17 protein-coding genes, 1 tRNA gene and 1 pseudogene are annotated in these 25,315 nt (G+C 57.7%); 12 read left to right on the top strand and 7 right to left on the bottom strand.

All coding sequences use genetic code 11. The annotated features are described in order from the left end of the window. Positions 1 to 42: 42 nt before the first annotated feature. Complete coding sequence (locus B3759_RS10515) at positions 43 to 1,500, bottom strand: sugar porter family MFS transporter (protein ID WP_291365868.1); 1,458 nt, start codon at positions 1,498 to 1,500, stop codon at positions 43 to 45. Positions 1,501 to 2,349: 849 nt separating this feature from the next. On the opposite strand from B3759_RS10515, the gene B3759_RS10520 reads away from it, so the two are divergent. Together B3759_RS10520 and B3759_RS10525 are read left to right on the top strand one after the other, a co-directional pair. Then, positions 2,350 to 3,336 carry a glycosyltransferase family 2 protein gene (locus tag B3759_RS10520; protein WP_291365869.1) on the top strand — a complete coding sequence of 329 codons (987 nt, stop codon included), beginning with the start codon at positions 2,350 to 2,352 and terminating at the stop codon, positions 3,334 to 3,336. Between the two features lie 2 nt (positions 3,337 to 3,338). Continuing rightward, positions 3,339 to 4,475, top strand: coding sequence for a hypothetical protein (locus tag B3759_RS10525; protein ID WP_291365870.1), 1,137 nt, complete (start codon positions 3,339 to 3,341; stop codon positions 4,473 to 4,475). Positions 4,476 to 4,902: 427 nt separating this feature from the next. On the opposite strand, the gene B3759_RS10530 is transcribed toward B3759_RS10525, so the two are convergent. The 3 genes from B3759_RS10530 to B3759_RS10540 all read right to left on the bottom strand — a co-directional run bounded on the left by B3759_RS10530 (position 4,903) and on the right by B3759_RS10540 (position 9,109). After that, entirely contained in the window at positions 4,903 to 5,298 is a 396-nt protein-coding gene (locus tag B3759_RS10530) for a hypothetical protein (RefSeq protein WP_291365871.1), read from the bottom strand. A 150-nt stretch (positions 5,299 to 5,448) separates the two neighbouring features. Further along, positions 5,449 to 5,928: a thioredoxin-dependent thiol peroxidase gene (bcp, locus tag B3759_RS10535; RefSeq protein WP_291365872.1), complete on the bottom strand. Its 480-nt coding sequence runs from the start codon at positions 5,926 to 5,928 to the stop codon at positions 5,449 to 5,451. A 58-nt stretch (positions 5,929 to 5,986) separates the two neighbouring features. Further along, complete coding sequence (locus tag B3759_RS10540; RefSeq protein ID WP_291365873.1) at positions 5,987 to 9,109, bottom strand: bifunctional [glutamine synthetase] adenylyltransferase/[glutamine synthetase]-adenylyl-L-tyrosine phosphorylase; 3,123 nt, start codon at positions 9,107 to 9,109, stop codon at positions 5,987 to 5,989. A 158-nt stretch (positions 9,110 to 9,267) separates the two neighbouring features. On the opposite strand from B3759_RS10540, the gene B3759_RS10545 reads away from it, so the two are divergent. From B3759_RS10545 to B3759_RS10555, 3 genes are all read left to right on the top strand, one after another. Next, complete coding sequence (locus B3759_RS10545; RefSeq protein WP_291365874.1) at positions 9,268 to 12,702, top strand: AsmA-like C-terminal region-containing protein; 3,435 nt, start codon at positions 9,268 to 9,270, stop codon at positions 12,700 to 12,702. 202 nt (positions 12,703 to 12,904) lie between these two features. Beyond that, the gene (locus B3759_RS10550) at positions 12,905 to 13,885 is read left to right on the top strand and encodes a CobW family GTP-binding protein (RefSeq protein ID WP_291365875.1); all 981 of its coding nucleotides are present in this window, start codon (positions 12,905 to 12,907) and stop codon (positions 13,883 to 13,885) included. A 38-nt stretch (positions 13,886 to 13,923) separates the two neighbouring features. Beyond that, positions 13,924 to 14,976, top strand: a complete 1,053-nt coding sequence (locus B3759_RS10555; RefSeq protein WP_291365876.1) for a WD40 repeat domain-containing protein — start codon at positions 13,924 to 13,926, stop codon at positions 14,974 to 14,976. A 312-nt stretch (positions 14,977 to 15,288) separates the two neighbouring features. Here the strand turns inward: B3759_RS10555 and B3759_RS10560 are convergent. From B3759_RS10560 to B3759_RS10570, 3 genes and pseudogenes are all read right to left on the bottom strand, one after another. Then, positions 15,289 to 15,363 (bottom strand) — tRNA-Gly (locus B3759_RS10560). A gap of 119 nt (positions 15,364 to 15,482) precedes the next feature. Then, a pseudogene (locus tag B3759_RS10565) lies at positions 15,483 to 16,183 on the bottom strand (histidine phosphatase family protein). Next, positions 16,180 to 18,216: a hypothetical protein gene (locus tag B3759_RS10570; protein WP_291365877.1), complete on the bottom strand. Its 2,037-nt coding sequence runs from the start codon at positions 18,214 to 18,216 to the stop codon at positions 16,180 to 16,182. Before B3759_RS10570 ends, B3759_RS10565 begins: the two are co-directional and overlap by 4 nt. A gap of 318 nt (positions 18,217 to 18,534) precedes the next feature. Between B3759_RS10570 and rfbB the strand changes: the two genes are divergently transcribed. The 7 genes from rfbB (at position 18,535) to B3759_RS10605 (ending at position 25,222) form a co-directional block, all read left to right on the top strand. Next, the gene (gene rfbB / locus B3759_RS10575; RefSeq protein ID WP_291365878.1) at positions 18,535 to 19,593 is read left to right on the top strand and encodes a dTDP-glucose 4,6-dehydratase; all 1,059 of its coding nucleotides are present in this window, start codon (positions 18,535 to 18,537) and stop codon (positions 19,591 to 19,593) included. Positions 19,594 to 19,643: 50 nt separating this feature from the next. Further along, positions 19,644 to 20,516, top strand: a complete 873-nt coding sequence (gene rfbA / locus B3759_RS10580; RefSeq protein ID WP_291365911.1) for a glucose-1-phosphate thymidylyltransferase RfbA — start codon at positions 19,644 to 19,646, stop codon at positions 20,514 to 20,516. Positions 20,517 to 20,633: 117 nt separating this feature from the next. Next, complete coding sequence (gene rfbC / locus B3759_RS10585; protein ID WP_010667842.1) at positions 20,634 to 21,194, top strand: dTDP-4-dehydrorhamnose 3,5-epimerase; 561 nt, start codon at positions 20,634 to 20,636, stop codon at positions 21,192 to 21,194. Next, positions 21,191 to 22,096 (top strand): dTDP-4-dehydrorhamnose reductase, encoded by a 906-nt coding sequence (gene rfbD, locus B3759_RS10590; RefSeq protein WP_291365879.1) that lies wholly within the window; start codon positions 21,191 to 21,193, stop codon positions 22,094 to 22,096. Before rfbC ends, rfbD begins: the two co-directional genes overlap by 4 nt. A gap of 103 nt (positions 22,097 to 22,199) precedes the next feature. Beyond that, positions 22,200 to 23,114 carry a glycosyltransferase family 2 protein gene (locus tag B3759_RS10595; RefSeq protein ID WP_291365880.1) on the top strand — a complete coding sequence of 305 codons (915 nt, stop codon included), beginning with the start codon at positions 22,200 to 22,202 and terminating at the stop codon, positions 23,112 to 23,114. 552 nt (positions 23,115 to 23,666) lie between these two features. Continuing rightward, positions 23,667 to 24,644: a magnesium transporter CorA family protein gene (locus B3759_RS10600; protein WP_291365881.1), complete on the top strand. Its 978-nt coding sequence runs from the start codon at positions 23,667 to 23,669 to the stop codon at positions 24,642 to 24,644. A 17-nt stretch (positions 24,645 to 24,661) separates the two neighbouring features. Beyond that, a complete protein-coding gene (locus tag B3759_RS10605) occupies positions 24,662 to 25,222 on the top strand; it encodes a hypothetical protein (protein ID WP_291365882.1) in 561 nt (186 codons plus the stop codon). Positions 25,223 to 25,315 lie beyond the last annotated feature (93 nt).

Here is a 25,315-nt window from a genome sequence, read left to right on the forward strand (position 1 = left end):
CTAAGGTTCTGTTTTTTCCCGGCTCAGGCCGGAAAGAAGAGATCAGAGATTGTCGATGATCTTCGGGCTGTGGCCAATCCGGGGACGGAACGTGCCCTGACGAAGAGTCGTCTCAATATCTTCAAGCGAAGCGCCTGCCGTTTCAGGAACCAGCAGGAAGACGAACATCACGCTGACAAGATTGACGGCCGCATAGAACCACATGGTGCCGCCGAGTGTCAGGGTCTGCACCAGTTCCAGCGTGGTGGCCGTGACAACGAGATTGCTGCCCCACAGGACCGCCGCATGAGCACTGGTCGCAGCGCCACGCATCGGGAGCGGGAACATTTCAGCACCCGTCAGCCAGCCGACAACCTGAATGCCGCCGGAGTTGAACAGCATGAACAGCAGCAGGAAGGCCAGAATAGCAAAGCTGCCGATGCTGCCGGGAGCCGGATGCATGGCGAAGCAGATACCCAGTCCAACAAGGCTAAGCACAGCGCCCGGTCCCATGATCAGCATCAGGCGACGACGGCCAATCCGGTCCACGAACAGGCAGCCCAGCAAGGTCATGATGCAGTAGACGATCGCCACACCAAGACTGGCCCAGAGCGACCACTGCGGGCCGAAACCGGCATCAGTCAGAAAGGTCGGGGTATAGTAGATCATCATCTCCAGACCGCCGGCCTGTGTGAAGAAGGCGACACCGAGCGCCGCGATGACCGCAGGCCGCACCCAAGGAAGCATCAGGCCTTTCCAGCCACGCTCCGTGGTGTCGATTTTCTGCATGTTCGAGTGAATTTCCCGAACTTCCTTCTGGACGCTCTCACGCGTGCTGCGGATGCGTCCAAGCTGTTCGGCTGCGACATCCAGCCCCTCATTGCGGGCGGCCCAGCGCGGGCTCTTCGGCAGGAAGAACATCACGATGAAAACAAAGGCCGCCGGGATTGCCGCGGCTGCCACCATCGGACGCCAGCCCCACTCGTCGCGCATCATCAATCCGGCAATGTTGGCGAGCAGAATGCCGACGCCGATCGCCACGTTGAATAGTGTGACGAGATTGCCGCGTCTTGCAGGAGGAGCGAGCTCGGAGATGTAGGTCGGCACGACCTGAGTGGAACCACCGACAGCCAGACCAAGGAAAAACCGTGCTGTAATCAGCAGGTTTATGCTGGGTGCGAGAGCGCAGGCGATTGAGCCCATGACAAAGATCGCCGTCACAAAAATGACGGTAGCCCGGCGCCCGAATTTTTCGGAGGACCAGCCGAAACCGATGGCCCCGACAGCCGCACCAGCGAGAATGGCGGACGCCACCCATTCCTGCTGGGTGATGGAAAGATGGAAGTCCTGCTTGATCAGCAGAAGCGCACCGGAAATGATGCCTGTATCGTATCCATAGAGGCCGCCGCAGATGGCGGCCACGATGGTTGCGATCCATAGGGTCTTGTCGGCATTTGGTGAAATCTCGATCGATTTCAAGACAGATGACAGGGATGGCCCTGTGCTTTTTGTCGTGGTCAAGCGTGTGGTCTCCATGATGACATTGCTGGAAAGAGGAAAAACTTTTCGGAGGGGAAAAGTTCCCTCAGTGAGCAGTCCGGCCTCACTTTTGTAATCCTGTGTGGCCGAAGTTCTCTCCTGAAGTCGGATCTGGTAAAATACCGTGGCGACCGTATTTCAGAATACCTTCACCTACTTCTCGGAACGTGCAGACAGTATTGCAGTATGAAACCCTGTTTCACTTCAGATATTTTTTAGTTTTTCGTTCTATATATTCCTCTGCACGGCAGCAACATTACGACAAAATCATGGTTTTGTGAACATTTAATTTTTGAAAATATAATATATTGAAAAAACATTCTTTATAAAAAAGAGATTTTGAAATGCATCATTTTTAAATCGGCAATGATTTCAGGATTCAGAGGCAATCTGTCTATGAAAATATTGATGGATTCTATGTGCCATAGAAAAAGGGGAATGGTCTTTTTTACTTCATTGGGCCGAGCGCAGTCATCCGGGTTCTGACACGCTGCGTACTGCCTGATTCCATCCCTTTTTGTCGTCTCAGGTTCGAGGTGACGGTGAATGAGGGATGATGTTGCTTCAAGGTGCTGTCTTGCAGAGTTTGTCAGGAAGGGTTGGGCTGGAAATTACTCGGTGATTGCCCGTTATCGTCTATCTCAATACTTCTGCACGTAAAAATGGGGTATTTCTTCCATTTTATATAAAAATACCGATATAAATTCAACGCCAGACTTAAATATGTTTTTTAAATTACATCATTATGTTCTGTGGTGAATATGGCTTCCTGAGCGATTGTAGGATAAATACTCATCGATTGCGTAATTATAACCCAGATGACACCTAGAAATGAAACCCGTTAACTACACAAGATCCCGGCGTTGTGCCTTGCCCTGCCTTGCCGTTGTGATGCCTTGCTTTAATGAAGAAGCAGTGCTTCCGCGCACGCTTGCAAGTGTGACAGAATTTTTTTCTGACTGCGTAAGGGATGGGGTCATCGCTCCTGACAGTTTCGTGCTCTGCGTGGATGATGGCAGTCGGGACGATACATGGGGTCTGATTGAAAAGGCTTCGCGGACTGATCCACAGGTTCGTGGAATGAAGCTTTCGCGGAATATGGGTCACCAGACGGCTCTTGTTGCAGGTCTTTCTACTGTGACCAATTTCGATGTTGTCGTCAGTATTGATGCAGACCTTCAGGATGATCTTTTTGCCATCCGCGATATGATTGCTGCGTGGCAGAACGGTTATGACATTGTGTACGGCGTGCGGAGTGAACGAAAGACGGACACGCTGTTCAAGCGGGAAACAGCCCAAATGTTTTATCGGCTCATGCTGTTTATGGGCGTTAATCTGATTCCAAATCATGCCGATTTTCGTTTGATGGATCGTCGGGCGTGTGACGCTCTTCTTGAATATGAAGAGCGGAATCTCTTTCTTCGCGGACTGGTTCCCCTTATCGGTTTTCCATCTACATCTGTCTACTATTCGCGCCTTGAACGTACCGCCGGTGAGTCCAAATATCCCCTGTCACGCATGGTCAGTCTGGCAGTGGAGGGAGTTACCTCTCTGAGCGTAACGCCTCTGCGGATTATCGCTTTCACAGGTATCCTGATCTCCAGCATTGCTATTCTGGCGATCTGTTATGCTCTTGTCGGCAAAGAAACAGGTCATACGGTTCCCGGCTGGACATCCGTCACGATTGCCATCTTCTTCATGGGGGGCGTGCAGATGCTCTCGCTTGGCATTATCGGTGAATATATCGGGAAGATCTATCTGGAGACGAAAAGACGCCCACGCTATCACATTGAAAATGCGACGTGGGAAAACCAGTGACCATGATGCGCGATAGCTTTCTGGATCTTCAGAAAAAGACGAACAGTAGCCTTAAAGTTTTTGTCATTGTCATTCTTGCAGCCTGCGGTGCCGGTCTGTCGCTGTCAGCGTTGCTGTCTTTGCCTTGGGGCGGCCTTGCTTCTGCTTCCTGTCGGTGGGACTGTTTCTGGTATAGCGATATTGTTTCAAATGGTTATTCACGTCTTCCGCTGCTTTATGATGAGAAGCGACTTGCTGAGGCAAACTGGGCGTTTTTTCCGTTATATCCTTCTCTTGTCGGTGCGCTGCAGCATCTTTTTACTCTCGGTACACAATCGGCAGGTTTGCTGATTAATATCGTTCTCTGGCCACTTCTTATTTTTCTTTGCTATCGTGACATTGAATTGCGCGGTATTCGAGCGGACAGACTGTTATTCGTCCTCTTCTTCGTGCTGTATCCTTTTAATATCTGGTATACTGTGCAGTATTCCGAAGCCGTGTATGGCGTTATGCTTATGGCGGCGATCGTGGCGCTGCGCAGCGGGCGGATCGGGATGGCCGCTCTGAGTTGCGCCCTGATGGCGCTTGCCCGCCCGACCGGCTTCATGATGACGGTGTGTCTTTCGGTCTGGTGGTTGCTTGGAGGGCCTGCTGGCACCACCAGGTTTACGCTCGACACGGCCCGACACCGTTTATCTGACAGTCTTCTGCTGATAGCGGCGGGAGGCGTCGGACTATCGCTCTTTGTGTTATATCTCTTTCATGTAACCGGCGATGGTTTCGCCTTTGCTCATGTCGAGATTGCCTGGCATAAAAGGTTCCGTTTTTTCCTCTTCCACATGATTCATGCGTTTAGCCACCTAAACAAGATTCAGTTTGGTGTATTCGCCCTGCTGGCTATCGTAATGATATGGAAGATGTGTTCGCGCCAATGGGTGCTCAATGCTTTTCTTGTCGGTTCGACTGCGTTTCTGGCTTCTTCAACCGGCGTTGCCTCAATCGAGCGCTACGTTTTTGGCAATCCACTGGCCATACAATTCCTTGCCTGCACCCTGCTATCTCGTTCTCAACGGTTCATCATGATTTCGCTGATGATTATAGCCATGCTCCATATTGTCACGACTATCCTGTGGTATAGCCAAATCAACTGGGTCATGTGACGATGAAACGAATAGTCCTGCTCATCATCTTGCTGTCATTCGATGCGTTTGCTTTTATGCGAGGATTACACCCGTGTGTTTCCGAAGCTTATAGAGACTATTACTTGCGTCATTCTATCACTATCGATGCTTATCTAAAGGCGGCGAGGGCGGGGTTGGCCGAACCCGGGCAGTGTAATCGCAAGTAATGATCCGGTATGACTGATGTTCAGAGTTATGGCTCAGAGATAGTGCAGAACCACATTTTTCACGGAGCGAAGTGGGGACGCTTGTGATTGAAATTGTAAGCAACATCTGAAGAACTTCGGTTTCTCATAGAAGCGATGCCTGCATTATCAGGCTCGTATGAAATTTCTCTACATCCAGACATAAAAAAGGCCCGGGCTGTAAAGCCTCGGGCCGGAAATCGTGTCGAGTGTGGATGCGCTCACCAGCCGCCGTAATAGGAACCATAGACCGGTGCGGCAGGAACGACTGCGTACGGAGCCGGGGCGACATAGACCGGCGGTGGTGGAGGCGGCGCGTAGACCACACGCGCTGGCGGCGAGTTCGCCATCGCCATTCCGGCGACAGCACCCAGCGCCATGCCGCCTATAATTCCACCTGCGAGAGCGCCTTCACCCCATCTACCACCGTGATGATGCCAGTCCCGGCCGGGACCACCGCCCCAGCCTCCACCACCGCGGGGGCCGCCGGCCCATCCACCGCGAGGCCCACCACCACCCCAGGGCTGGGCATGTGCATAGGCTGGAAGCGCCACGGATCCGCCGACAAGGCCGATCAGGGCAGGGATAGCAACGAGAGAGCGAAGATACTTGTTCATGTCATGTGTCCCGGATCATGAGCGGGGCGAAAGCCAGGCTCGTTGTCCTTTTATGAGACACATGAAAACGGGTTTTCATGGCGAATTGTGGGCGAATTCATTGCCATTGCCACACGCTGACATGAAAACCGTGTAATGGCGCGGCCTTCCTTATTTGTGCAGATCCTTCGCCGCGGCTTCCACCAGCGCGACATGTTCGGCCGGCTTCACCTTGCGCCACAGCGCCTTGATCCGGCCATCAGCACCGATAAGGAAAGAGCTGCGCTCCATGCCGAAATAGGTCCGCCCATACATCGATTTTTCAACCCATGTGCCGTACTGGTCGGCCAGCTTGTGCTCAGGGTCGCTGGCCAGAGGAAATTCCAGACCATATTTGTCCGCGAACTTGTCGATCTTTGCGACAGGGTCGGGGCTAACGCCAATCACCGTGAGATCCAGCTTTCCAAGCGCAGGGAGCGCTTCCTGAATGCCACAGGCCTGCGTGGTGCAGCCGGGCGTATCCGCTTTCGGGTAGAAGTAGAGCACATACGGCTTGCCCGAAAGATCGGCGCTCGAAACCGTACGGCCCTTGCTGGCTTCAAGAGTGAAATCAGGGGCTTTGTCGCCCACCTTGATGGAATCTGTGCTCATGCGGCAAGCCTGCCTCAGAGGGCTTTTGGCCGCAACCTGATTCACCGAGGCGGTGGCGTCAGTTTGGCTCCGTCACAGGGCCGATCAACTGTGTGAACAACCCGCGCACGATGTCCGCCAGCCCTTCGATTTCCTCCCGCAGGGTCGAGACTCCCGGCACATCCATCGTCCGGCAGAGAAGATCCAGCGTGGCGGCGGGAAGCTCCTGCGCCGGATCAACCGGCGGCTTCGGCCCGCACAGCAACCGCAGGACACTTTGCAGGCTTCTCCACCGCTCATCAGCCTCAATCAGAATGTCCGCCTGTTCCGCCGACAGCAGCCGCGCTTTGGCCAGCCGTTCAAAGGCCTGTGAGGTCACGGGAGACCGGACCTTGGCCGAGTCCGAAGTCAGCTGAAGCGCCTGAGCGATGAACTCCACCTCCATCAGTCCGCCCGGTCGCCGCTTGACGTCCCACGGGCTGGAAGGAGGCAGGTCACGGGCGAGGCGGCTTCGCATGGCGGCAGCGTCCTCCCTGACTTTCTCCGCTGTGCGTCGGGCGTCCGGCGACAGCGCCGTTTCAATGTCTTCGCGCAGGGATTTTTTCAGACGGGTCCGGACACCGCTTTCCCCTGTGGTGGTGACAAGTCGCGCCCGTGTCAGCGCCATGCGTTCCCATGTCCATGACTCTTCCGCGTGATAGCGACGGAAAGCGGAGAGCGACACAGCCACCGGCCCCGCCGCACCCGACGGGCGCAGGCGCATGTCCACCGGGTAAAGCGGTCCCTCGGAATCCGGCGCGGTCAGAGCGCCGATAAAGCTGTGCGCCAGCCGGAGATAATATTGCGAGACAGTCAGGGTGCGACCGCCCCCTTTGGGGAGCGCGGTGCTTTCGGTCACATGCTCCGGGTGATCAAAGATCATCATTAGGTCGAGATCGGACCCGGCCATCATTTCCCGCGATCCGGCCTTGCCCAGTGCAATGACCGCGATCCCGCCGCCTTCGACCTTGCCATGACGCGCCCGATGCGCCCGGAACACGCTGTCGAGTAGCGCCGTCATGACAGCATCCGCTACGTCTGTGCGCTCCTGCGCCGCCGTGTCTTCGTCCAGACGCCCTTCCAGCCGGGCAACGGATAAACGGAACTCCTCGGCGCGAACGACAGGGCGCAGCCGAGTGACCAGCAGCTCGGAATCAGGCTTTTCCGCCGCCAGCAGGCGAATCTGTTCCGGCGCGAAGGTGGCTGCGGGGGGAAGATTGTCCTCTTCTTCCTCCTGAAGCTCCAGCAGACCCTCCAGCGCGGACGGACTGTCCGCCAGATGATTGGCGAGGAAAGGCGAGGCGTCGAAAATCGCCGCGATCCGGTCGATCAGCGCGGGATTACGCTCCAGCAGGGAGAGCAACTGCACTCCGGCGCGTTGCCGCGAGAGAAGTGTGTCGAAGTGACGCAGACAGGTAAGCGGATCACGCCGGGCGATGAAGCTGGCGAGCAGATCCGACATCAGCCCGCGCAGCAGTGCATGGGCGCGGTCCGAGCGCAGCGCCCGGCGGCTGTTACCAGCCCAGTGACTGAGAATCGTCGCGGCGTCATCGCAGTCATCCTGCGGAAAACCAATCTCCCCGAGACGGGCGGGCAGTTCATCCGAGCCGAGGTCGAGCAGCGCTTCTTCGGGGCGGATCTCGCGGGTCGGTGTGCTGAAATGCTTCTCGAAGATGCGCCGCGCCGCACGCATCTGCGGCAGCAGGTCCAGCGCGAAGTCGCCCGCGCTGCTATAGCCGAGAAAGATCGCCAGCGCGTTGAAACGCTCTTCCGTGTCCGGAAGCTGATGCGTCTGCTGATCGGCGCGCATCTGCACCCGATGCTCGACAATCCGGAGCAGGCGATAGGCGCGGGCGAGGGTTTCAGCTTCCTCGCGCGGCATATGGCCGGAGCGCGTCAGCGTGCGCAGCGCACCGAGCGTGGTCGGATCGCGCAGGCTGGGTGTGCGCCCACCCCAGACAAGCTGCATCGCCTGTGCGACGAACTCGATCTCGCGGATGCCGCCTTCGCCCAGCTTGACGTTATGGCCGAGCAGCCAGTGAACGCCTTCCTCCGGGTTGGTGAGCGTCGAATCTGCCATCTTCGCCAGCCCGGAGCGACCGGGTTTGCGATGCTGGTCGATCTTGGCCTTCATGACGTGAATGTCGTCGATCAGGGCGAAATCGAGATGACGCCGCCATACAAAGGGATGAATGGCCGTCAGAAATTCACGCCCAAGCCGAATGTTTCCTGCCACCGGCCGCGCCTTGGTCATGGCGGCGCGTTCCCATGTCTGGCCAAGACTTTCGTAATAGGCGATGGCGGCTGGCAGCGAGACGGCGAGGGGCGTCGCGGAGGGATCGGGGCGCAGGCGCAGATCGGTGCGGAAAACGTAGCCATTCGCGTCACGCGCTTCCATGAGGCGGACAAGGTCGCTAGTCATGCGGATGAAAGTCTGCCGGGCCGTATCGGGGTCCGCGTGAAGGTCCGCGTCGAACAGCACGACGAGGTCGATGTCCGAGGAGAAGTTCAGTTCCCGCGCTCCGAGTTTCCCCATTGCCAGAACGACGTAACCACTGCCGCGCGTGGGGCGGGTCGGATCTTTCAGGGACAGCCGCCCCCTGTCATATGCGGAGCGCAGCAGATGTCTGACGGCGGCGTCCAGCGTGCTTTCGGCCAGACGCGACAAAGTCTGCGTGACGGTTTCCAGCGACCAGAAATCGCCGATGTCCGCCAGCGCACAGGTGAGCGCGATCCGGTTCTTGGCGTCGCGCATGGCGCGGGCCAGCGTGTCATGATCGACGTCCGGTGGCAGGGCGTCGATTCCGGCGAAGATGGATTCGGCAAAACGGTCCGGCCCCTCAAGCAGCAGGGCTGCGAAGTCGGCGGGACTGCGCAACGCGAGTTCGGTCAGATACGGGCTGTTGCCGCCTATAGTCGCCAGCAGGCACGGGACACCGGATGTTTCCAGCAGGGCAGGGTCGAGGCCGGCCTCCTGCCAGCGCTCGGCGAGGTCTTCCAGAAACCGCGCCAGCGCGTCCGGGTCGGCAGGCTTCGGCCAGGCAAGATCAGGCCAGGAGGCCGTGCGTCTGCGTCCCCGCCAGCCTGCCCCTCCGGAGCGTTCGGCGGATTTGGCGGCAGCGGAGGGCGGAACCTCTTGCGGCATGCCATCGTTTGGACGCATTGCCCCTTTTTCTGGGGGCTTGCGGTCCGTCAGGGAACGGGTCTGGGAAGAAGAGGTGCGTCGCGACATGAGCTTTACGGAATGATCGGACGGACAGGGTGGCGGTGATGGACGGGTCCGGTCAAGACGAAGCTCAAGACAAGGCGAAGAGCGAGACGATGCGCGAAGGACCTTCACCCGATCAGGGAGAGCCTTCCAAGCCGTCCCGAAAGCCCACTATGGGCAGGCGTTTCCTGAAGGGCGCGATGTGGACCGCCACCGCTCTGGTGGGCGTGTCGCTGCTGGCCGCAGGTGGTCTCATGGCGGCCATGATGGTGGGGCCGGTCAATATCTCCCCGCTGCTCAGGCTCGTCCTGCCGGTCAAGATTGTCGGAGGCGGCAAGGGGCAGCCTGCCAGAGGACGTCTGGATATAGGCCATGCCTCCCTGCGCTGGACCGGACTGCGGGACGGGTTCGGCTCGCCAGTGCTGCTGGAACTCCGCGACGTGACCATTCTCGATTCAACCGGGAAAGTGGCTGACCGGATCGACGCCGGGGCCATTGCGCTGGACGCCTTCCCGCTGTTTCACGGGAGTCTCTCCGTCACCGATTTCCGCGTGACCGGCGCACACATCGCCCTGCGACGGGACGCCCAGGGTGATGTCGATCTCGATCTTCCCGGTGCATCGTCCGGCGGCAAGGGCGGCTTTCCCGATATCGACGTTCGCCACCTTCGGCGGTTGACGCTTGCCGGGACGCATGTGGTTTTGACGGACGACCATGACCACAGAACATGGACCGTCGATCCTCTGGATGCTGCGCTGACGCCGGTCGTGGTGAAGCACCGTCATGGGCTGGTGGGTTCTGTCACGGTCGGTGCGGCGAGCGAGGATGGTGGCGCTCCGGTCACGGCGCATCTGGTCGCGCAGGGGGCAGTGACGCCGGAAGGGACGTTGCGCTGGCATATCGCGCTTGCCCCGCTGACACCGTCCGGTTTCGCCAGCTTCGCGCCCGGGCTGGCGACCGTCAGGGTGCCCGTGGGGCTGGCCGGAGACATCACGATGACCTCGGCGGGGCGGGCATGGTACATGCTGCCGAGCGATGCGCTGGTGAATGTGACTCTCGGCACCGGTGAGATCGATGCCGCCGGGTCCACGCTGTATCCCGCCGAAGGCGATGCGGTGTTGCATATGATATTCGGGAAACAGACCGCAGCAGGCTGGCCGGCGCATCTGGACTTGCAGGCCCTGTCCGTGCAGCTGCGTGCGCCACCCGCTCCGGCTGGCAGCGTGACTGCGCCGCCACCGGAAGCTGTTGTCCCCGCCAGCATGCCGGTCGTTCAAAAAGGCGCTGCGAAAAAAACCAAGGCTAAAAAAACGACTTCCTCAAAGAGCAGGGCCAAGGACACGGTCAGAGAGGCGCCACCACCGAAGGTTGTCGAGCCGCTTCCGCCCCCTCTGCTGACGGCCAACGGAGCCGTCGACTGGGGAAATATCGAGAATGCCGGTCTCATGAACGGTGGCGTCAATCTTGCCATGACCCCCGTGCCCTTCACGGAACTCGGCAAATACTGGCCCGCATTGGCTGCGAAGGGTGCGCGGCGGTGGGTTGGGCGTAACATCACGGCTGGCACGGTCAGGAACACGCAGGTCCATCTGAAGATCGGTTCGGATGATACCGGTGGTTCATCGACGGTGACCGGTATCTCGGGCGGACTCGATGGCGAAGGGATGGACATTCACTGGCTGCGGCCGATTGCGCCCTTGCATGATGTGGACGCGCATCTGGACGCAACCAGTCTGAGCACGCTGACGCTGTCTTTCAAACATGGCTGGCAGCCCACGACCCGGACGATGAAGAGCGTCGGAACGACGGGAAGCGGTCGCCTGACCGCGTTGCCCGGCGGCATGATCATCAGCGGTCTCGACCAGAAGGATCAGACCGGCACCATCATGGTCGGGCTGGCGGGCGATCTGCGTGATCATGTGGCGTTGCTGTCCGAGCCCCGCCTGCATGTGCTGTCGCGTCACCCTCTGCCGTTCACAAATCCCCGGGGCTATGCGGTGGTGCGTTTCACACTCACCTTGCCACTGGTCGCCAAGGTTTCGACGGACGATATGACCCTCGATGGCCACGCGCACATGAACCACATCAGCCTTGACCATGTCGCAATGGGAAGAGGTGTAAGCGACGGCACGCTGGACACGGATGTGACCATGCATGGCATGAAGCTCGTGGGCAAAGGCGCGTTCAGTCACATTCCGGCAGACGTCAAGGGAGACATTCTGTTCGATCAGGCGTCGAAAGGGCAGGTGATCGATCATATCGTGACCAATCTGCATCTGACGCCTGACAATCTGGTCGCCGCCGGAATTCCTGTCGCGGACTACATGACGGGGCGGGGCGAGATGAAGGTGGATTATGCCGCCATAAAAGAGGCGGATGACCGGCTGGCTCTTGATCTCGATCTGCTCAATGCCAGCGTGCATATTCCGCTCTGGCACAAGGTGCCGGGTCGCGCTGCGACAGTGCATGCCGACTTGCTTCTGGATGGAAGCAATATCGTTGCGGCGACAGATATCCGGGCCAAGGGGCCTGATCTGAATATCACCGGGGAGGCGCATCTGCCGACGGGACAGTCGCCAGAACTGGTGATTCCCTCCTTTCAGATTGGACGCTCAACCGGCTCGGCCCTGCTGACGATGCCCACGCGTCCTGCAAAACCTGTTTCCGTGAAGGTGCGGGCCAAGACGCTCGATCTCAGTCCGCTTGTGGAAGGCGATCCAGACAGACCGGCTTCGCCTGTGAAGGAGACGACCCTGCATGTGCCGGAAGCGGCGAGCGGACGTATCCAGGGGCCTCCGGGACGTCCCTGGCTGATCGATGTGACGGCGGATCAGCTCTATTACCGCCATGACCGCACGCTCGGAGGCGTGAAGGCGTTTATCGACCATAACGGCGTGCGTGTGGACAGGATGAAGGTTTCCATTACGGAGCCTACAGCTGCGCAGGCGGAAATTCTGCCGCTTGGCGACAGTCGCCGGATGACGGTGAATGTGCCTGATTTTGGTGCGCTGCTGAGTCGTCTCGCCGTCACGGATATGGTGGTGGGAGGGCACGCGCAGTTTGAAGGCCGGTTTGACGATACAAAGGCGACGGCTCCCTTCCGGGGGCATCTGAAGCTGTCTCCCTTCACCATCCAGCATGCGCCGGGCGCGCTTCTCGTGGCGAGAAGCCTGTCGATTTATGGCTGGCTCAACTCCAAGGATACCTCCAGATTTGAGGTGACGCGTTTCGAGATGCCGGTGACGTTCGCGGATGGCGTGATGCATATCCACGATGGCCGGGCTGGAAACGGTGCGCTCGGAGCGACGCTGGAAGGGCCGGTCAATCTCGACAAAGGGACGCTCAATCTGTCGGGCACCATCGTGCCCGCTTTCGCGATCAACGCCATTCCCGGAGAGATACCGGCTTTGGGCAAGCTCCTGTCGCCGGAAAAAGGGGGCGGATTGCTGGCGGTGAAATTCTCGCTGGACGGCAAGATCGACAAACCGGATTTTTCTGTCAGTCCTCTGACCATCCTGCTGCCCGGCGTGCTGCGGAATCTGTTTTAGAAAGCCGCCTTTTTGAAAAAAGGCGGCACCCAGAAACATTTGCTGATTCTTCTGGATGCGTTTGAGAGAAACGGTTTGCGGTGAGCATTCTTCATGAGAGGGTCTCTTTGCCCTGTCGGGTCGGCGTGCCTATATGTCCCCACAGTGAATGATAACGGTGCGGACAGACACGCCGGTTCGCATGCAGGAGAAGGAGCAGATCATGTCGGAAACACAGGACAGATCGAAGAATCAGGTGCCGGTCACGGTGCTGACGGGCTTTCTCGGTGCGGGAAAGACCACGCTGCTCAACCATATTCTCACGGCGGAACATGGCCGGAAATATGCCGTCGTCATCAACGAGTTCGGAGAGCTCGGTGTTGATAACGATCTCGTCGTGGATGCCGATGAGGAAGTGTTCGAGATGAACAACGGCTGCATCTGCTGCACGGTGCGCGGCGATCTGATCCGTATTCTTGGCAGTCTGATGAAGCGTCGTACGAAATTCGACGGCATTATTGTCGAGACCACCGGACTGGCCGACCCTGCTCCGGTTGCGCAGACCTTCTTTGTGGATGAGGAAGTGCGGGACAAGACCCGTCTCGACGCCGTTGTGACCGTGGTAGACGCCTACAACGTGCTTCAGACGCTGGAAGAAAGCCCGGAAGCCGTGCACCAGATCGCTTTTGCGGATGTGATTATCCTCAACAAGACCGATCTTGTGGATGAAGCGAAGCTTACTGAAATCGAGGCGAACATCCGTCAGATCAACGCCTATGTGAAGATTCATCCTGCCGTGCGCGGCAATGTTCCGCTTACGGACGTGCTTGATCAGGGCGGGTTCGATCTTCAGCGTGCGCTGGAATATGAGCCGGACTTTCTGGAAAACACCGAGCACTCCCACGAAGAAGACGTGACCAGCATGTCCTTCTCCGTGAGCGAACCGATTGATGAGGCCCGCTTCCATGCCTGGATCAGCGCCCTGTTGCAGGAGCAGGGTGCGGACATTCTGCGCTCAAAAGGGATTCTGAACTTTGCTGGTCATAACGACCGTTATGCATTTCAGGCTGTCCACATGATGGCGGATGGTGATTTCATCGGGCCGTGGAAAGACGGTGAAAAGAAGGAATCCCGACTGGTGTTTATTGGTCGCAACCTGAACCGTCCGCGGCTGCGTCGTGGTTTTGAAAGCTGCCGGGCCTGATTGGCCTTTTCATATAGAAATTGATGGAAGAGGTCAGGATGAGCGACAAGACGACACTCCCCGGAATTGTTGGAGAACGGGGAGCGGAACAGACTGTCGAAGGGCATATCACCGCCTGCTGCGCGTCACGCGACAATAGCCATTTCGCATTCGCCACAGGGGAGGGTGATCTGCTGATCGCGCCTCGTGCAACGATCCGCGATACGGCGACGTGGACAACCGTTCAGGCGCATGACGGGCCGGTTCTGGGTCTTTCCCCGGATGTGACGGGTTCAGGTTTTCTGTCCGGTGGTGAAGACTGTCGTCTGAAGCGGACAGTTGGTGCTGCTTCCGAGGAACTGGCGAAAAGTCGTCGCTGGATCGAGCATGTCGCCTGCTGGAGTGACGGTCGCAAGGGAACCATCGCGTTTGTCTCTGGCAAGGAAGTCCATCTTCGTGACGCGGATGGCACGACCGCTCTACGCACGCTGGAACACCCTTCGACGGTCTCCGGCATTGTGTTCGACGCCAAAGGCAAGCGGATTGCTGCCTCCCACTACAATGGCGCGTCCCTGTGGTTCGTGAATTCGAAAGACAGCGCAGCGAAAGTCTATGAGTGGAAAGGTAGCCATATCGGCATTGCGATCCATCCCGGCGGCGAGGCGCTGATTACGTCCATGCAGGAAAATGATCTGCATGGCTGGCGTCTGTCGGATGGGCACAACATGCGCATGAGCGGCTACCCGACCAAGGTGATGTCGCTGGCCTTCACCAGAAACGGTAAGTGGTTGGCGACCAGCGGGGCGGACAGTGTGATCCTGTGGCCATTCTTCAATGGTGGTCCGATGGGCAAGCCACCGTCTGAGCTGCCGGGCATTCCGGGCGTGCTGTGCACACGGGTGGCGACCCATCCGCAGCAGGACATTGTCGTAGCGGGGTTCGCTGACGGCACGGTTTTGATGATGGATCAGGTGTCCGAGCGTGTGCTGCCGGTCTGTTCCGCCGGAGGCGGCTCCGTCACGGCGCTGGCTTTCAGTGCGGATGGTTGCATTCTTGGATACGGAACGGAAGACGGGCGCGTTGGTGTCGTGGATCTGACAGCCCCGGAGTGAAAACGGGCCTTGGTCTGATTGCGGGGACTGACGTGAGAGACCCCGCAGTCATGCCTCGCTGCTTTATCCGCGCGATCGACAGATGTCGCTTTGTTGGCTGGGTGACGGAAGTTTTTAGAACAAGTTCCAGCGGTTTCTGTTCGGACCGTTGATCTCTGCGATGTGAGAGCATGTGCGCTCCATCGCTCAGAGTCAGCGCGCCCTCAGCGAGGTGTGCTAACTGATGAAGCTGTCGTGTGAAACCACATCCGGAAATGACAAAGGCCACCTTGCGGTGGCCTTTTGTATCCGCTTGATTTTTCTGAGAAAATCTGGAGCGGGCGATGGGATTCGAACCCACGACCCCAACCTTGGCAAGGTTGTGCTCTACCCCTGAGCTACGCCCGCTTCGTCTGCGATGAGCGGTGATTTAAAGCAGGTTTCCGCACTGTGCAAGCCCTTCAGCACAGATTTTTCACAAAATTTTCTGCACCGAAACACCAGCAACGGAAGACCCGCAAAAATCCTCAGATTCCGGGAAGTTCGTTAGCCGTCACGACTCTCCAGACTCCGTCGTGACATTCCAGAATCGTCAGCGAAAGATTCTGAATCGAGAAATGCAGCGCTGTATCCGCGTCAATCTTCAGCGCATGCGCCAGTGCCGCGCGGATGGCCCGCCATGACTTACAACGACCATGTCCCGTTTCGCATGATGCGCAGCAAGTGTGCTCAGCGTATGTCCGACCCGTTGGCAGACATCGACCATGTTCTCTCCGCCCGGCGGACGTTCTTCGCCTGAAAGCGGCCAGAAATAGTGAGGCTCATGCTCAAGTTTTTTCGGGAATTCGGCGTGTGGCAGACCCTGCCATTCGCCCAGTTCCTGCTCAAGAAACCCCGGTTCGACCGTCAGGGGACGTTCGCCATAACCCGCATTCTGGATGGCTTGCGCCGTGCGCTGGGTGCGGGACAAGGGTGTTACAAACCAGAGCGCATCGGAAGGCAGGCGTCGGGCCAGCGCCTCATACATTGGCTGCTGCGCCACGAGACTTTCCGGGCAGAGCGGAACATCCATCGTGCCATACATCATGGCGCGGGCATTCTGTTCCACGAGAGCGTGACGGATCAGCCAGAAGCGGGTGACGCCTTTTTCAAGCCGGGGCGCGTCGAGAAAATTGCCCTGATTTTTCTGCTCTTCAGGGCATGCGTCCAGGACGGCTGAAGCCATCATTTTTCTCCATTCTGTTGTGACAGGCTGCGCGCCGGAGCCGGAACGGACAGGGTGGCGGGCGCGTAGGTCGGCAGCGGGTCATAGCGCGCAATCCGTTCCCAGTGATGACAAATCAGGGAAATTTTTGCGAGAATCATGCGGGCATCGGCAATTTCCCGCGCCAGTCGGACTTCCGTGCTCAGATTGGCGTGAATCGGCTCGCCGGATACAAGGCGGGCTCCAGCTGAAATTCTCAGGGCGCCAGCCTTTTCACCACCCAGCGCCGTGCTGGGCACCCCGACTGGCTGGCCGATGTGACAGAGCAGGCCAGCCACTTCGCTTTCACGCTCCAGTTCATCAGGACCGAAAACAGGTCTGAGGTCAGCGTTCAGCCAATGATAGAGCTGGCGGGCCTTTTCAAGCTCAAGCGGAATGAACTCATCTGCTGCGCCCTGACCCGGAGCACGGGCCAGAAAACTCAGGATAGTGGTCATGTCATCCCACGAGTCCGGCAGGGAAGCCCGCACGGGAATCGGTGCCTCCAGCAGCAGCACGTCGGGACACTGCGCCATGGCTTCTCTGACGCCGGACAGGAAACGCTCAAGACGCCAGCGCACTTCCAGCGACGGAATACTGGTCAGCGCTTCCATTTCGGCCAGAGCTGCAGCCCAGCGCAGAATAAGGCCGTGATTCACCACGTCCGAGAGACCTCGGGTGGCCTTGCATTCAGGCCATTCGCCGCAGCCTGCATAGGCTTTCAGACCGATAGGGAGAGGATCGTGATCGAGACGCGTTCTCCATTCTTCAGGCAGCAACAGTGCGCCGCAGAAGGGCGGTCCCGTGAAGAATTTTGATCCTGTGATCATCACGGCGCGTCCGGCCTGAATCCAGCCGCCGATCCGTGACGGCATCAGACGGGCCTGACAGGCATCCACGACAATGTCGCAATCCTGTCTAAACTCACGAGAGAAAGTCTCCAGCACCGTTTCATTGGGAGCCAGAAGCCCAGTCTTGGACAGGTCCAGTTGATGCAGCAGCACATGACGACCTGCCCGAATCGCCCGCTCCATATGGGCCCGGCATTCTTGCGTCAGAATGGCTTCATCCACTTCGCTTCCGTCCGGAGTCCGCAGGCGGACGTCCTCGACGGCATCTTCAGCGATTGGCCCGAAGCCTTCGATGGACTGACCACGCGGAACATGCGGACTGCGGGCCGTATCGGCTGCAAAATGCCGACCGGCCGCAGCCAGAGGAACGCCTCGTCCGGTTTCTTCCGGCGCAATGAGAATATTGGTGACCGGTTTTCGCGCCGGATTCATTTCCGCGATGGCCAGCGCGGCCAGTTCGCAGTCGGTCCCGGAGGGCGCGAGGATGACGCGCTGGCCATCGGGCAGGCCATAATACTGCGCCAGCCTGTGGCGCACGTTCCCGGCAGCTTCAAGAAGCATTGAATGGCTACAATCGTATAGCAACGCCCGTTGCAGCCGAATCCGGACTTGCTCTGCTGCGGCAAAACCGCGTTCTGAAACGGAGGAGGCTGTGGATGAGGCGAAAGTCGCGGCCCAGGGACGTGGCCGATGCGAACAGCCGTAATGGTTGAGGCCATTGCGGGGATCAAGCTGGAGTCGCGCGTCCCCTCCGGCCGCCATCAGCACTTCCAGCGGTCCGATGAGGGGCCATGTCTTGGTCAGCCATGAGTAAAGTGATTCAAAAAGTGGGAGAGAGGGTGTCGCAGAACGTGTCTTCTCTGATGGGAGGTAGGTTTTCAGCGTTTCCCATATTTCCATGAGAGTGGCCGGGGAGGGCGGCTGGCCACCCCCCATAAGACTGACCCAGGTCGGAGGCGAAGCACTTTTTCCTGCCCCTTCATCAAGAGCCTCGAACAGCGCCGCTGTTCGGGCTGCGGCAAAACTGGCTTTCAGCAGGAGCGGGACAGAAGGCTGCGTTTCTTCCCTGCACTGAATGTCTTCAAAAAGAAGAGCCAGTTCCAGGCCGTGACGGATGATCCACGCCGGTCCCGTCCGGAGAGTTCTGTCCGGAAAGGTGAGGCGCATTCGGTCTGGTGTGTTTCCGCTGATCTCGAAGAAGGAAGTGCAATTTCCTGCCACAATTTCGACGCACGTTTCTTCCGCCACACAACGAAGATCTGGTCGTTTAAGGAAATCAAATACTGCGATGGCGGACGAGCGTGCCAATATGAGAGCATCCTGTTGCCGTTAAATGAACATCAAGAGTGCCATAACTATGGTTAATCCGATACTCAGACGTATTGTATGTTGTAACAGATGCGTGACGTGTCGTGCTGGCAGTACCGGCCAGCCTTCGCTATAGGTTGTAGTGCCCCTGTAAGGCACTCGAAACGGGATGATTTGATGCGTATTCTTCTCACTGGCGGATGTGGCTTTATCGGGTCCGCTGTCGTGCGCCATATTATCGGCGCTACCGAACATTCGGTACTCAATGTGGACTGCATGACTTACGCTGCGTCACCGGAAACGGTGGCGGCTGTCGCTTCGTCAGATCGCTATCAGTTCGCTCAGGTCAACATTACCGATGGCCCGGCGCTGGCGAAGCTGTTCGAGGACTTCCGTCCCGACGCTGTCATGCATCTGGCTGCTGAAAGCCATGTGGACCGCTCCATCGACGGTCCCGGCGTATTCATCCAGACCAACGTGGTCGGAACCTATACGCTGCTCGAAGCAGCGCGTGGTTACTGGCAGACGCTGGATGAGACGGCCCGCAAGGCTTTCCGCTTCCACCATATCTCCACTGACGAAGTCTTTGGTGCGCTGGAACTGGATGATCCTCCGTTCACCGAGACCACACCCTACGATCCGCGCAGCCCGTATTCCGCCTCCAAGGCGTCGTCTGATCATCTGGTTCGCGCCTGGTATCACACCTATGGTCTGCCGACCTTCGTGACCAACACGACCAACAATTACGGCATTTGGCACTTCCCGGAAAAGCTGATCCCGTTGGTGACAATCAACGCCATCGAGGGCAAGGAGTTGCCGGTTTACGGCAAGGGCGAGAACGTTCGTGACTGGCTGTTCGTGGAAGATCACGCGGAAGCGCTGGTCAAGGCTGTCGAAGTCGGCAAGCCGGGCGAGACCTACGCCATTGGCGCCCGTCAGCCGCGCACGAACCTTGAAGTCGTGAAAACAATCTGCGCCGTTCTGGATGAGCTCGTCCCCGATCCGGCAGGACCGCGTGAACGCCTCATCCGCTTCGTCACCGATCGTCCCGGACACGATTTCAAATACGAAATCGATCCGACGCATGCGGAGACCGAACTGGGCTGGAAAGCGAAGCACAACTTCGAATCCGGTATCCGTCGTACCATCCAGTGGTATCTCGACAACCGTGACTGGTGGGAAGCGATTCGTTCGCGTCGTTACACCGGCGAACGTCTCGGTCAGGCCAAGAAATAACCCTCCGGAAGCGCATAATCATGAGTAAAGCACCACCCGTCGAGACCAACATGAAGGGTATTCTGTTGGCCGGAGGTTCAGGCACGCGCCTGTATCCGATGACACTCGCCGCCAGCAAGCAGCTGCTGCCGGTCTACGACAAACCGATGATCTATTACCCGCTGACGACGCTCATGCTCGCCGGTATCCGGGATATCATGATCATTTCCACGCCCGCCGATCTGCCGCAGTTCAAACGTCTGCTCGGCGACGGCTCGCAGTTTGGCGTTCGCTTCGAATATCGTGAGCAGCCGACTCCGGATGGCATCGCACAGGCTTTCCTGATCGCGGGTGAGTGGCTGAAAGGCAGCCCCTGCGCTCTCGTCCTCGGTGATAACCTGATCTTTGCCGATCACCTGTCCGCCCTGCTGCGGGAGGCCGGAAAGATTGAAAAAGGTGCAACCGTCTTCGCCTATCAGGTCCGTGATCCGGAACGTTATGGCGTGGTCAGCTTTGATGAAACCGGCAAGGCTCTTTCTGTTGAGGAAAAGCCTGCCGAGCCGAAATCGAACTGGGCGATCACCGGTCTCTATTTCTACGATGACCGCGTGTATGACTTTGCCCGCAAGGTGAAGCCGTCCGCTCGTGGCGAGCTGGAAATCACCGACCTCAACCGTTTCTACCTTGAGGAAGGCACGCTGCGGGTCGACCGTCTGGGTCGCGGCTGTGCGTGGCTGGACGCCGGGCTGCCGGAAAGCCTCATGCAGGCCGGACAGTTCGTCCACACCATTCAGGCACGTCAGGGCATGCTTGTCGGCTCGCCGGGCGAAGTGGCGTTCCGTATGGGCTATATCGATGCGGACCAGCTTCGCACCCACGCAGCGAAAATGGGCAAGACCGAACTTGGTCGTCTGCTGAAGGAACTGGCCGACCACGGTCAGTAAGACTGAATTCCTATGTCCCCCTTGTCCGACAGACGGACAGGGGGGAAGGGTTCACCGCTGCGGCACCATACCTGTTGCAAGGGGCCGTCATGGCCTGTTTTTTATGGAGTAGAGTCTATGAAGGTCGAGCGTCTGGCTATCCCTGACGTCATTCTCGTCACCCCGCCGCGATTCTCTGACAATCGCGGGTTCTTCTCCGAAACCTATAATATCGACCGCATGAAGGATGCCGGGATCACGCTTCCGTTCGTGCAGGATAACCAGAGCCTGTCGCGCCAGAAAGGCGTCGTGCGTGGTCTGCACTGTCAGCTCGACCCGCACGCACAGGGTAAGCTCGTGCGCTGCACCAAGGGCGCGATCTGGGATGTCGCCATCGACGCCCGCACAGGCTCCCCGACCTATGGCAAATGGGTTGCCGCTGAGCTGTCCGAGGAAAACTGGTCACAGCTCTGGATTCCGCCCGGCTTCCTGCACGGCTTCTGCACTCTGACGGAAAATGCGGAAGTGCAGTACAAATGCACTGGCCTGTATGACAAGGCGTCTGAGCGTGCGGTGATCTGGAACAGCAAGGAACTGGCGATCGACTGGCCCATCAAGCCGGAAGAAGCCGTGCTGTCCGACAAGGATCTGGAAGCTCCCGAGTTTTCCGCAGCCAAAGGGTGGTTCGAATACAAATGACCGACACCTCAAGCAAAGGTCCGATCCTCGTTACGGGTGGTAACGGACAGCTCGCGACCTCTCTGGCCAATCTTGGTGGTCCACGTATTGATCGCGTGGGACGCCCCGAGTTCGATTTCGCCAAGCCGGAAACCATCGAAGCCGTGCTCGACGCGCACAAGCCTGTTGCTGTGGTGAACGCTGCTGCATGGACGGCTGTTGACCTCGCCGAGACGGAAGTCGCCGGTGCGGAAGCCGCCAACTGCACGGGACCGGCTCTGCTGGCCGCAGCCTGCGCCAAGCGCAACATTCCCTTCATTCATGTTTCCACGGACTATGTGTTTTCTGGCGACAAGGGTTCTCCATATCTGGAGAGTGACCCGGTTTCCCCGGAAACGGTCTATGGGCGCACGAAGGCCGAGGGTGAGCAGAAGGTTCTGGCGGCTGATCCGAAAGCCATCATCCTGCGCACTTCATGGGTTTATTCTGCCCACGGCAAGAACTTCGTTCGCACGATGATCAATGCCGGTGCAAAGAATCCGGCACTGAAAGTCGTTGGCGATCAGCGCGGCAATCCGACCAGCTCGGATGATCTGGCTGCTGCGATCCTGTCCATCATTGCGCTTATCGAACGTGATGGCTGGAAAGATCAGTATGCCGGGATCTATCACGCCTGCGGAACGGGCGAAGCCACGTGGCACGAACTGGCTGTGGCGGCGCTGGAAAACGCTGCGCGGCATGGTCAGAAAATGCCGGAAGTTGCGGCCATCCGCACTGAAGACTGGCCGACACCCGCCAAACGTCCTGCGGATTCACGTATGGACAACAGCAAGCTGAATACCGTGTTCGGCGTGAAGATGCCGGACTGGCGTCAGAGCGTTACGCGCACGGTGGATACGCTGTTTTCGCAGACTCCGGCCTGAAACATCCTGCTTTATTAGTTGTTTAACGCCGGTCACTGAAAAAGCCTGACAGTGACCGGTTTTTGTCTGGTTCTCCGGAGCTGGAAATGATCCGGAAGTCTTCATGAGCTGTGAGATCTGGGCGGTCATCGTCACGTACAATCCGGATATCCCGCTTCTGGATGCCGGATTGACCGCGCTTACGGGGCAGGTCGACGGCGGCGTTATCATCGATAACGGCTCAGGAAATGCGGATGCTGTTCAGGCGCTGGCCGCACAGCATGGCCTCTCCTTTGTTGCTCTTCACGAAAATATTGGACTGGCCGCTGCTCAGAATGCAGGCATCAGGCACGGTATGGACGCTGAGGCCCGCTATATCCTGCTCCTTGATCAGGATACCATTCTGACTGCTGGGACCGCCCGTAATCTGGTCACTCTATGCCAAAGTCTTGAGGAACGCGGCATACGGGTGGGCGCGGTCGGAAATTTCTTCCGTGATTCGCATGATGATTGTCTCGGTAGCATCTGGCGCAGCCACGGGCTTCGTTTGCGGCAGACACGAGCCAGTGCAGGAAAATCTGTTGTTGCCGAAGCTGATTTCATTATCGCTTCCGGTTCGCTGATTCCTGTCTCCACGTTGCGTCACACCGGTCTGATGGACGCAGGGCTTTTTATTGATCTGGTCGATGTTGAATGGGGATTGCGCGCAAAGTCGCAAGGATTCCGGCATTTTCTGCACAACCGGAACATCATGACTCATACGATTGGGTCAGGACGGCAGAAGATGCTCTGGAAGAACATCACCATTCACAGTCCGATGAGAGATTATTACGTCATTCGCAATTCGATACTCGTCGCCAAGCGTCGCTATATTGATGTTGCATGGCGGATTTATTTTATCAGGCGCGTGCCGGTTTTCCTTCTCGGCTTTTCCCTGTTTGCCGATCAGCGTCGTCTCAGATGTTCTCTGATGCTGCGAGGTCTTTTTGACGGACTGCTGGGACGCGGTGGTAAATATTCAGGCAGACTTTCGGGTTAGCCGCTCGCTTCGTGGCGGATATGTAGTTTTTGTGACAATTTTCTGGCTGGCTTTCATGTGTCATGATTTCAGAAGCGAAATCTGTTCAGCTATTTATTTTACAAAGCGGGGTCGCTTTGTGGGGTGAAGCAGAGCACGGGAAAGCCATCGGTTCGAACGCGCAGTTCCTTCAGGTCTCCCAAAACGGATAGTGATTTAGTTATGAACAACCGCATCCGTTTTGGTGGGAATGGGCAGACAGACCATCTGTCGACGAACATCGAAACATTTTTGCAAACCATGACAGCATCGACCTTCATCCTCTCCTGTCGTGAAAGGCTGCGATGGAGTCTTTGATGGTTTTTATAAACAATATCAACAAGATATAAACAATCTCCCGCAGCCGCTTCTTTGTCCTGAAACTGTTGCGGCAGACACAATATGACAGATTTCCGTCCTCCCGGCAGAGGCGATGACGGTCACTGTTCCTCTCTTTACCTGCCCGGATATTTGCTCCGGCCGCTGCTTTTTGCCAGAACGCACAAAGACAGGATCAACCAAAGGAGCGCTTTCATGTTTCTGGCTCACAGGAGCGGCCAACCTGCCTGCGCCGTCGTGACTGAGTCGGATACGCATGGCGCCGTCTGGCTCGATCTGGTGGATCCAACAGATACCGAGCGTGATCTGGCGGCTCATCTGACTGGCAAAATCATTCCGCAGCGGAGCGATCTGGAGGAGATTGAAAGCTCTTCCAGACTGCATACTGACGATGACGCCGTCTATATGTCGCTTCCGCTTGTGCAGCGGACGGAGGCGGACCTCTCTTCTTCCCCCATCGGTTTTGTGCTGACTCCCAACTGGCTCGTCACAGTCCGGTTTTCCGACTATGCCTCTTTCGACAATGCGGCGCGTCAGGTTGCGGAATCCAAGACCAGTTTCAGTAGCGACGACAGTCTGGTCATGATTCTCGAATGTATTGTGGATCGGCTGGCTGACGTGCTTGAGCATGTGGGACTAAACCTGAATCAGCTCTCCCGGGATGTGTTCGCCGGATATGACCCCAAGGGCACCACCCGGCTGGCCTCCTGGCAGCGCACTATTCTGCGGCGTGTGGGACATGCGGAGGATTTCAGTTCGCTGATCCGTGACAGTCTGCTTGGTCTTGACCGAATCTCGATCTTCATCAGCGAGAACCGCAAGCACACGCTCCCGCACGGTCTTGCCGCTCGTCTGTCGACGGTCAGTCGCGACGTCACGTCCCTGACGGATTTTGTCTCCCAGCTTTCCAACAAGATTCAGTTTCTGCTTGATGCGGCTCTGGGTTTTATCAGTATCGAGCAGAATGACGGCATGAAGATCCTGACAGTGGTCAGCTTCATCGGTGTCGCGCCGACACTGATTGCCGGTATTTACGGGATGAACTTCAAGGATATTCCCGAGTTAAACTGGGCCTACGGATACTGGTATTCACTGGCCGCCATGCTTGTTTCTGTTATCCTGCCGCTTCTCTGGTTCTGGCGGATTGGCTGGCTCAAGACAGACAATAGATGAGCCGGAGGCTCCTCGATATGCTGCGCTCCTTTTGCTTCTCTTCTCTTGTTCTCTGCGGTTTTGTCTGCGCACCAGCATTCGCCGCCGGGTCGGAAAAGCCGCCAGAGGCGACGGTCCTTCTCGACCGGATGACAACCGAACCGCAGCAGTATGGTGGTCTGTCAGGCAGAGAGCCAAAACGTCTTCTGGTCGGATTTCATTACACGGACGCCCACACCTTCACGGGTGAGTTCGGTCAGCTTGATGAGTCCCTGCGTCCAATCAGAGTGGGGACGCTTTATGGGAGTCTCTCGCCAGCCACGCCTGAGCGCAGCGCCTCCTGCTCTTTCCGGGTTGTTTTTCCCGATCGTGTCATGACCTTCAACGGAGCGTGTGAACCGGAGACACTGTCCGGCAGTATCACAACCCGTCTGACCCCCATTCCACTGAATGCGCAGTTGTTGAACGCGCTGTCTCCTGATGTGTCGGTGGGGCAGTATTGGTTAACAAAAACTGGCTTCCGGGCAGCGTTAAAATCTACGGCACACAGTCCGTCCGCAGAAATGACGCGGGTCAGAACAATTCCCTTGACAGAATAAAAACACGCGTCTACTCGAAAACCACCGCTGGCAAGTTTCTTGCCGGTGCGTTCCTCAAAATCAGGATTTCGCCATCGGACACGATAAACGTCG

It is taken from the genome of Acetobacter sp. UBA5411, assembly GCF_002409645.1.
Taxonomy (GTDB): domain Bacteria; phylum Pseudomonadota; class Alphaproteobacteria; order Acetobacterales; family Acetobacteraceae; genus Acetobacter.

Bases quoted from the DNA above. Each gene is read 5' to 3' on its own strand.
- B3759_RS10520 (WP_291365869.1), top strand. From the start codon at position 2,350: ATGAAACCCGTTAACTACACAAGATCCCGGCGTTGTGCCTTGCCCTGC.
- B3759_RS10525 (WP_291365870.1), top strand. From the start codon at position 3,339: ATGATGCGCGATAGCTTTCTGGATCTTCAGAAAAAGACGAACAGTAGC.
- B3759_RS10530 (WP_291365871.1), bottom strand. From the start codon at position 5,298: ATGAACAAGTATCTTCGCTCTCTCGTTGCTATCCCTGCCCTGATCGGC.
- bcp (WP_291365872.1), bottom strand. From the start codon at position 5,928: ATGAGCACAGATTCCATCAAGGTGGGCGACAAAGCCCCTGATTTCACT.
- B3759_RS10540 (WP_291365873.1), bottom strand. From the start codon at position 9,109: ATGCGTCCAAACGATGGCATGCCGCAAGAGGTTCCGCCCTCCGCTGCC.
- B3759_RS10545 (WP_291365874.1), top strand. From the start codon at position 9,268: ATGCGCGAAGGACCTTCACCCGATCAGGGAGAGCCTTCCAAGCCGTCC.
- B3759_RS10550 (WP_291365875.1), top strand. From the start codon at position 12,905: ATGTCGGAAACACAGGACAGATCGAAGAATCAGGTGCCGGTCACGGTG.
- B3759_RS10555 (WP_291365876.1), top strand. From the start codon at position 13,924: ATGAGCGACAAGACGACACTCCCCGGAATTGTTGGAGAACGGGGAGCG.
- B3759_RS10570 (WP_291365877.1), bottom strand. From the start codon at position 18,216: ATGCGCCTCACCTTTCCGGACAGAACTCTCCGGACGGGACCGGCGTGG.
- rfbB (WP_291365878.1), top strand. From the start codon at position 18,535: ATGCGTATTCTTCTCACTGGCGGATGTGGCTTTATCGGGTCCGCTGTC.
- rfbA (WP_291365911.1), top strand. From the start codon at position 19,644: ATGAAGGGTATTCTGTTGGCCGGAGGTTCAGGCACGCGCCTGTATCCG.
- rfbC (WP_010667842.1), top strand. From the start codon at position 20,634: ATGAAGGTCGAGCGTCTGGCTATCCCTGACGTCATTCTCGTCACCCCG.
- rfbD (WP_291365879.1), top strand. From the start codon at position 21,191: ATGACCGACACCTCAAGCAAAGGTCCGATCCTCGTTACGGGTGGTAAC.
- B3759_RS10595 (WP_291365880.1), top strand. From the start codon at position 22,200: ATGAGCTGTGAGATCTGGGCGGTCATCGTCACGTACAATCCGGATATC.
- B3759_RS10600 (WP_291365881.1), top strand. From the start codon at position 23,667: ATGTTTCTGGCTCACAGGAGCGGCCAACCTGCCTGCGCCGTCGTGACT.
- B3759_RS10605 (WP_291365882.1), top strand. From the start codon at position 24,662: ATGCTGCGCTCCTTTTGCTTCTCTTCTCTTGTTCTCTGCGGTTTTGTC.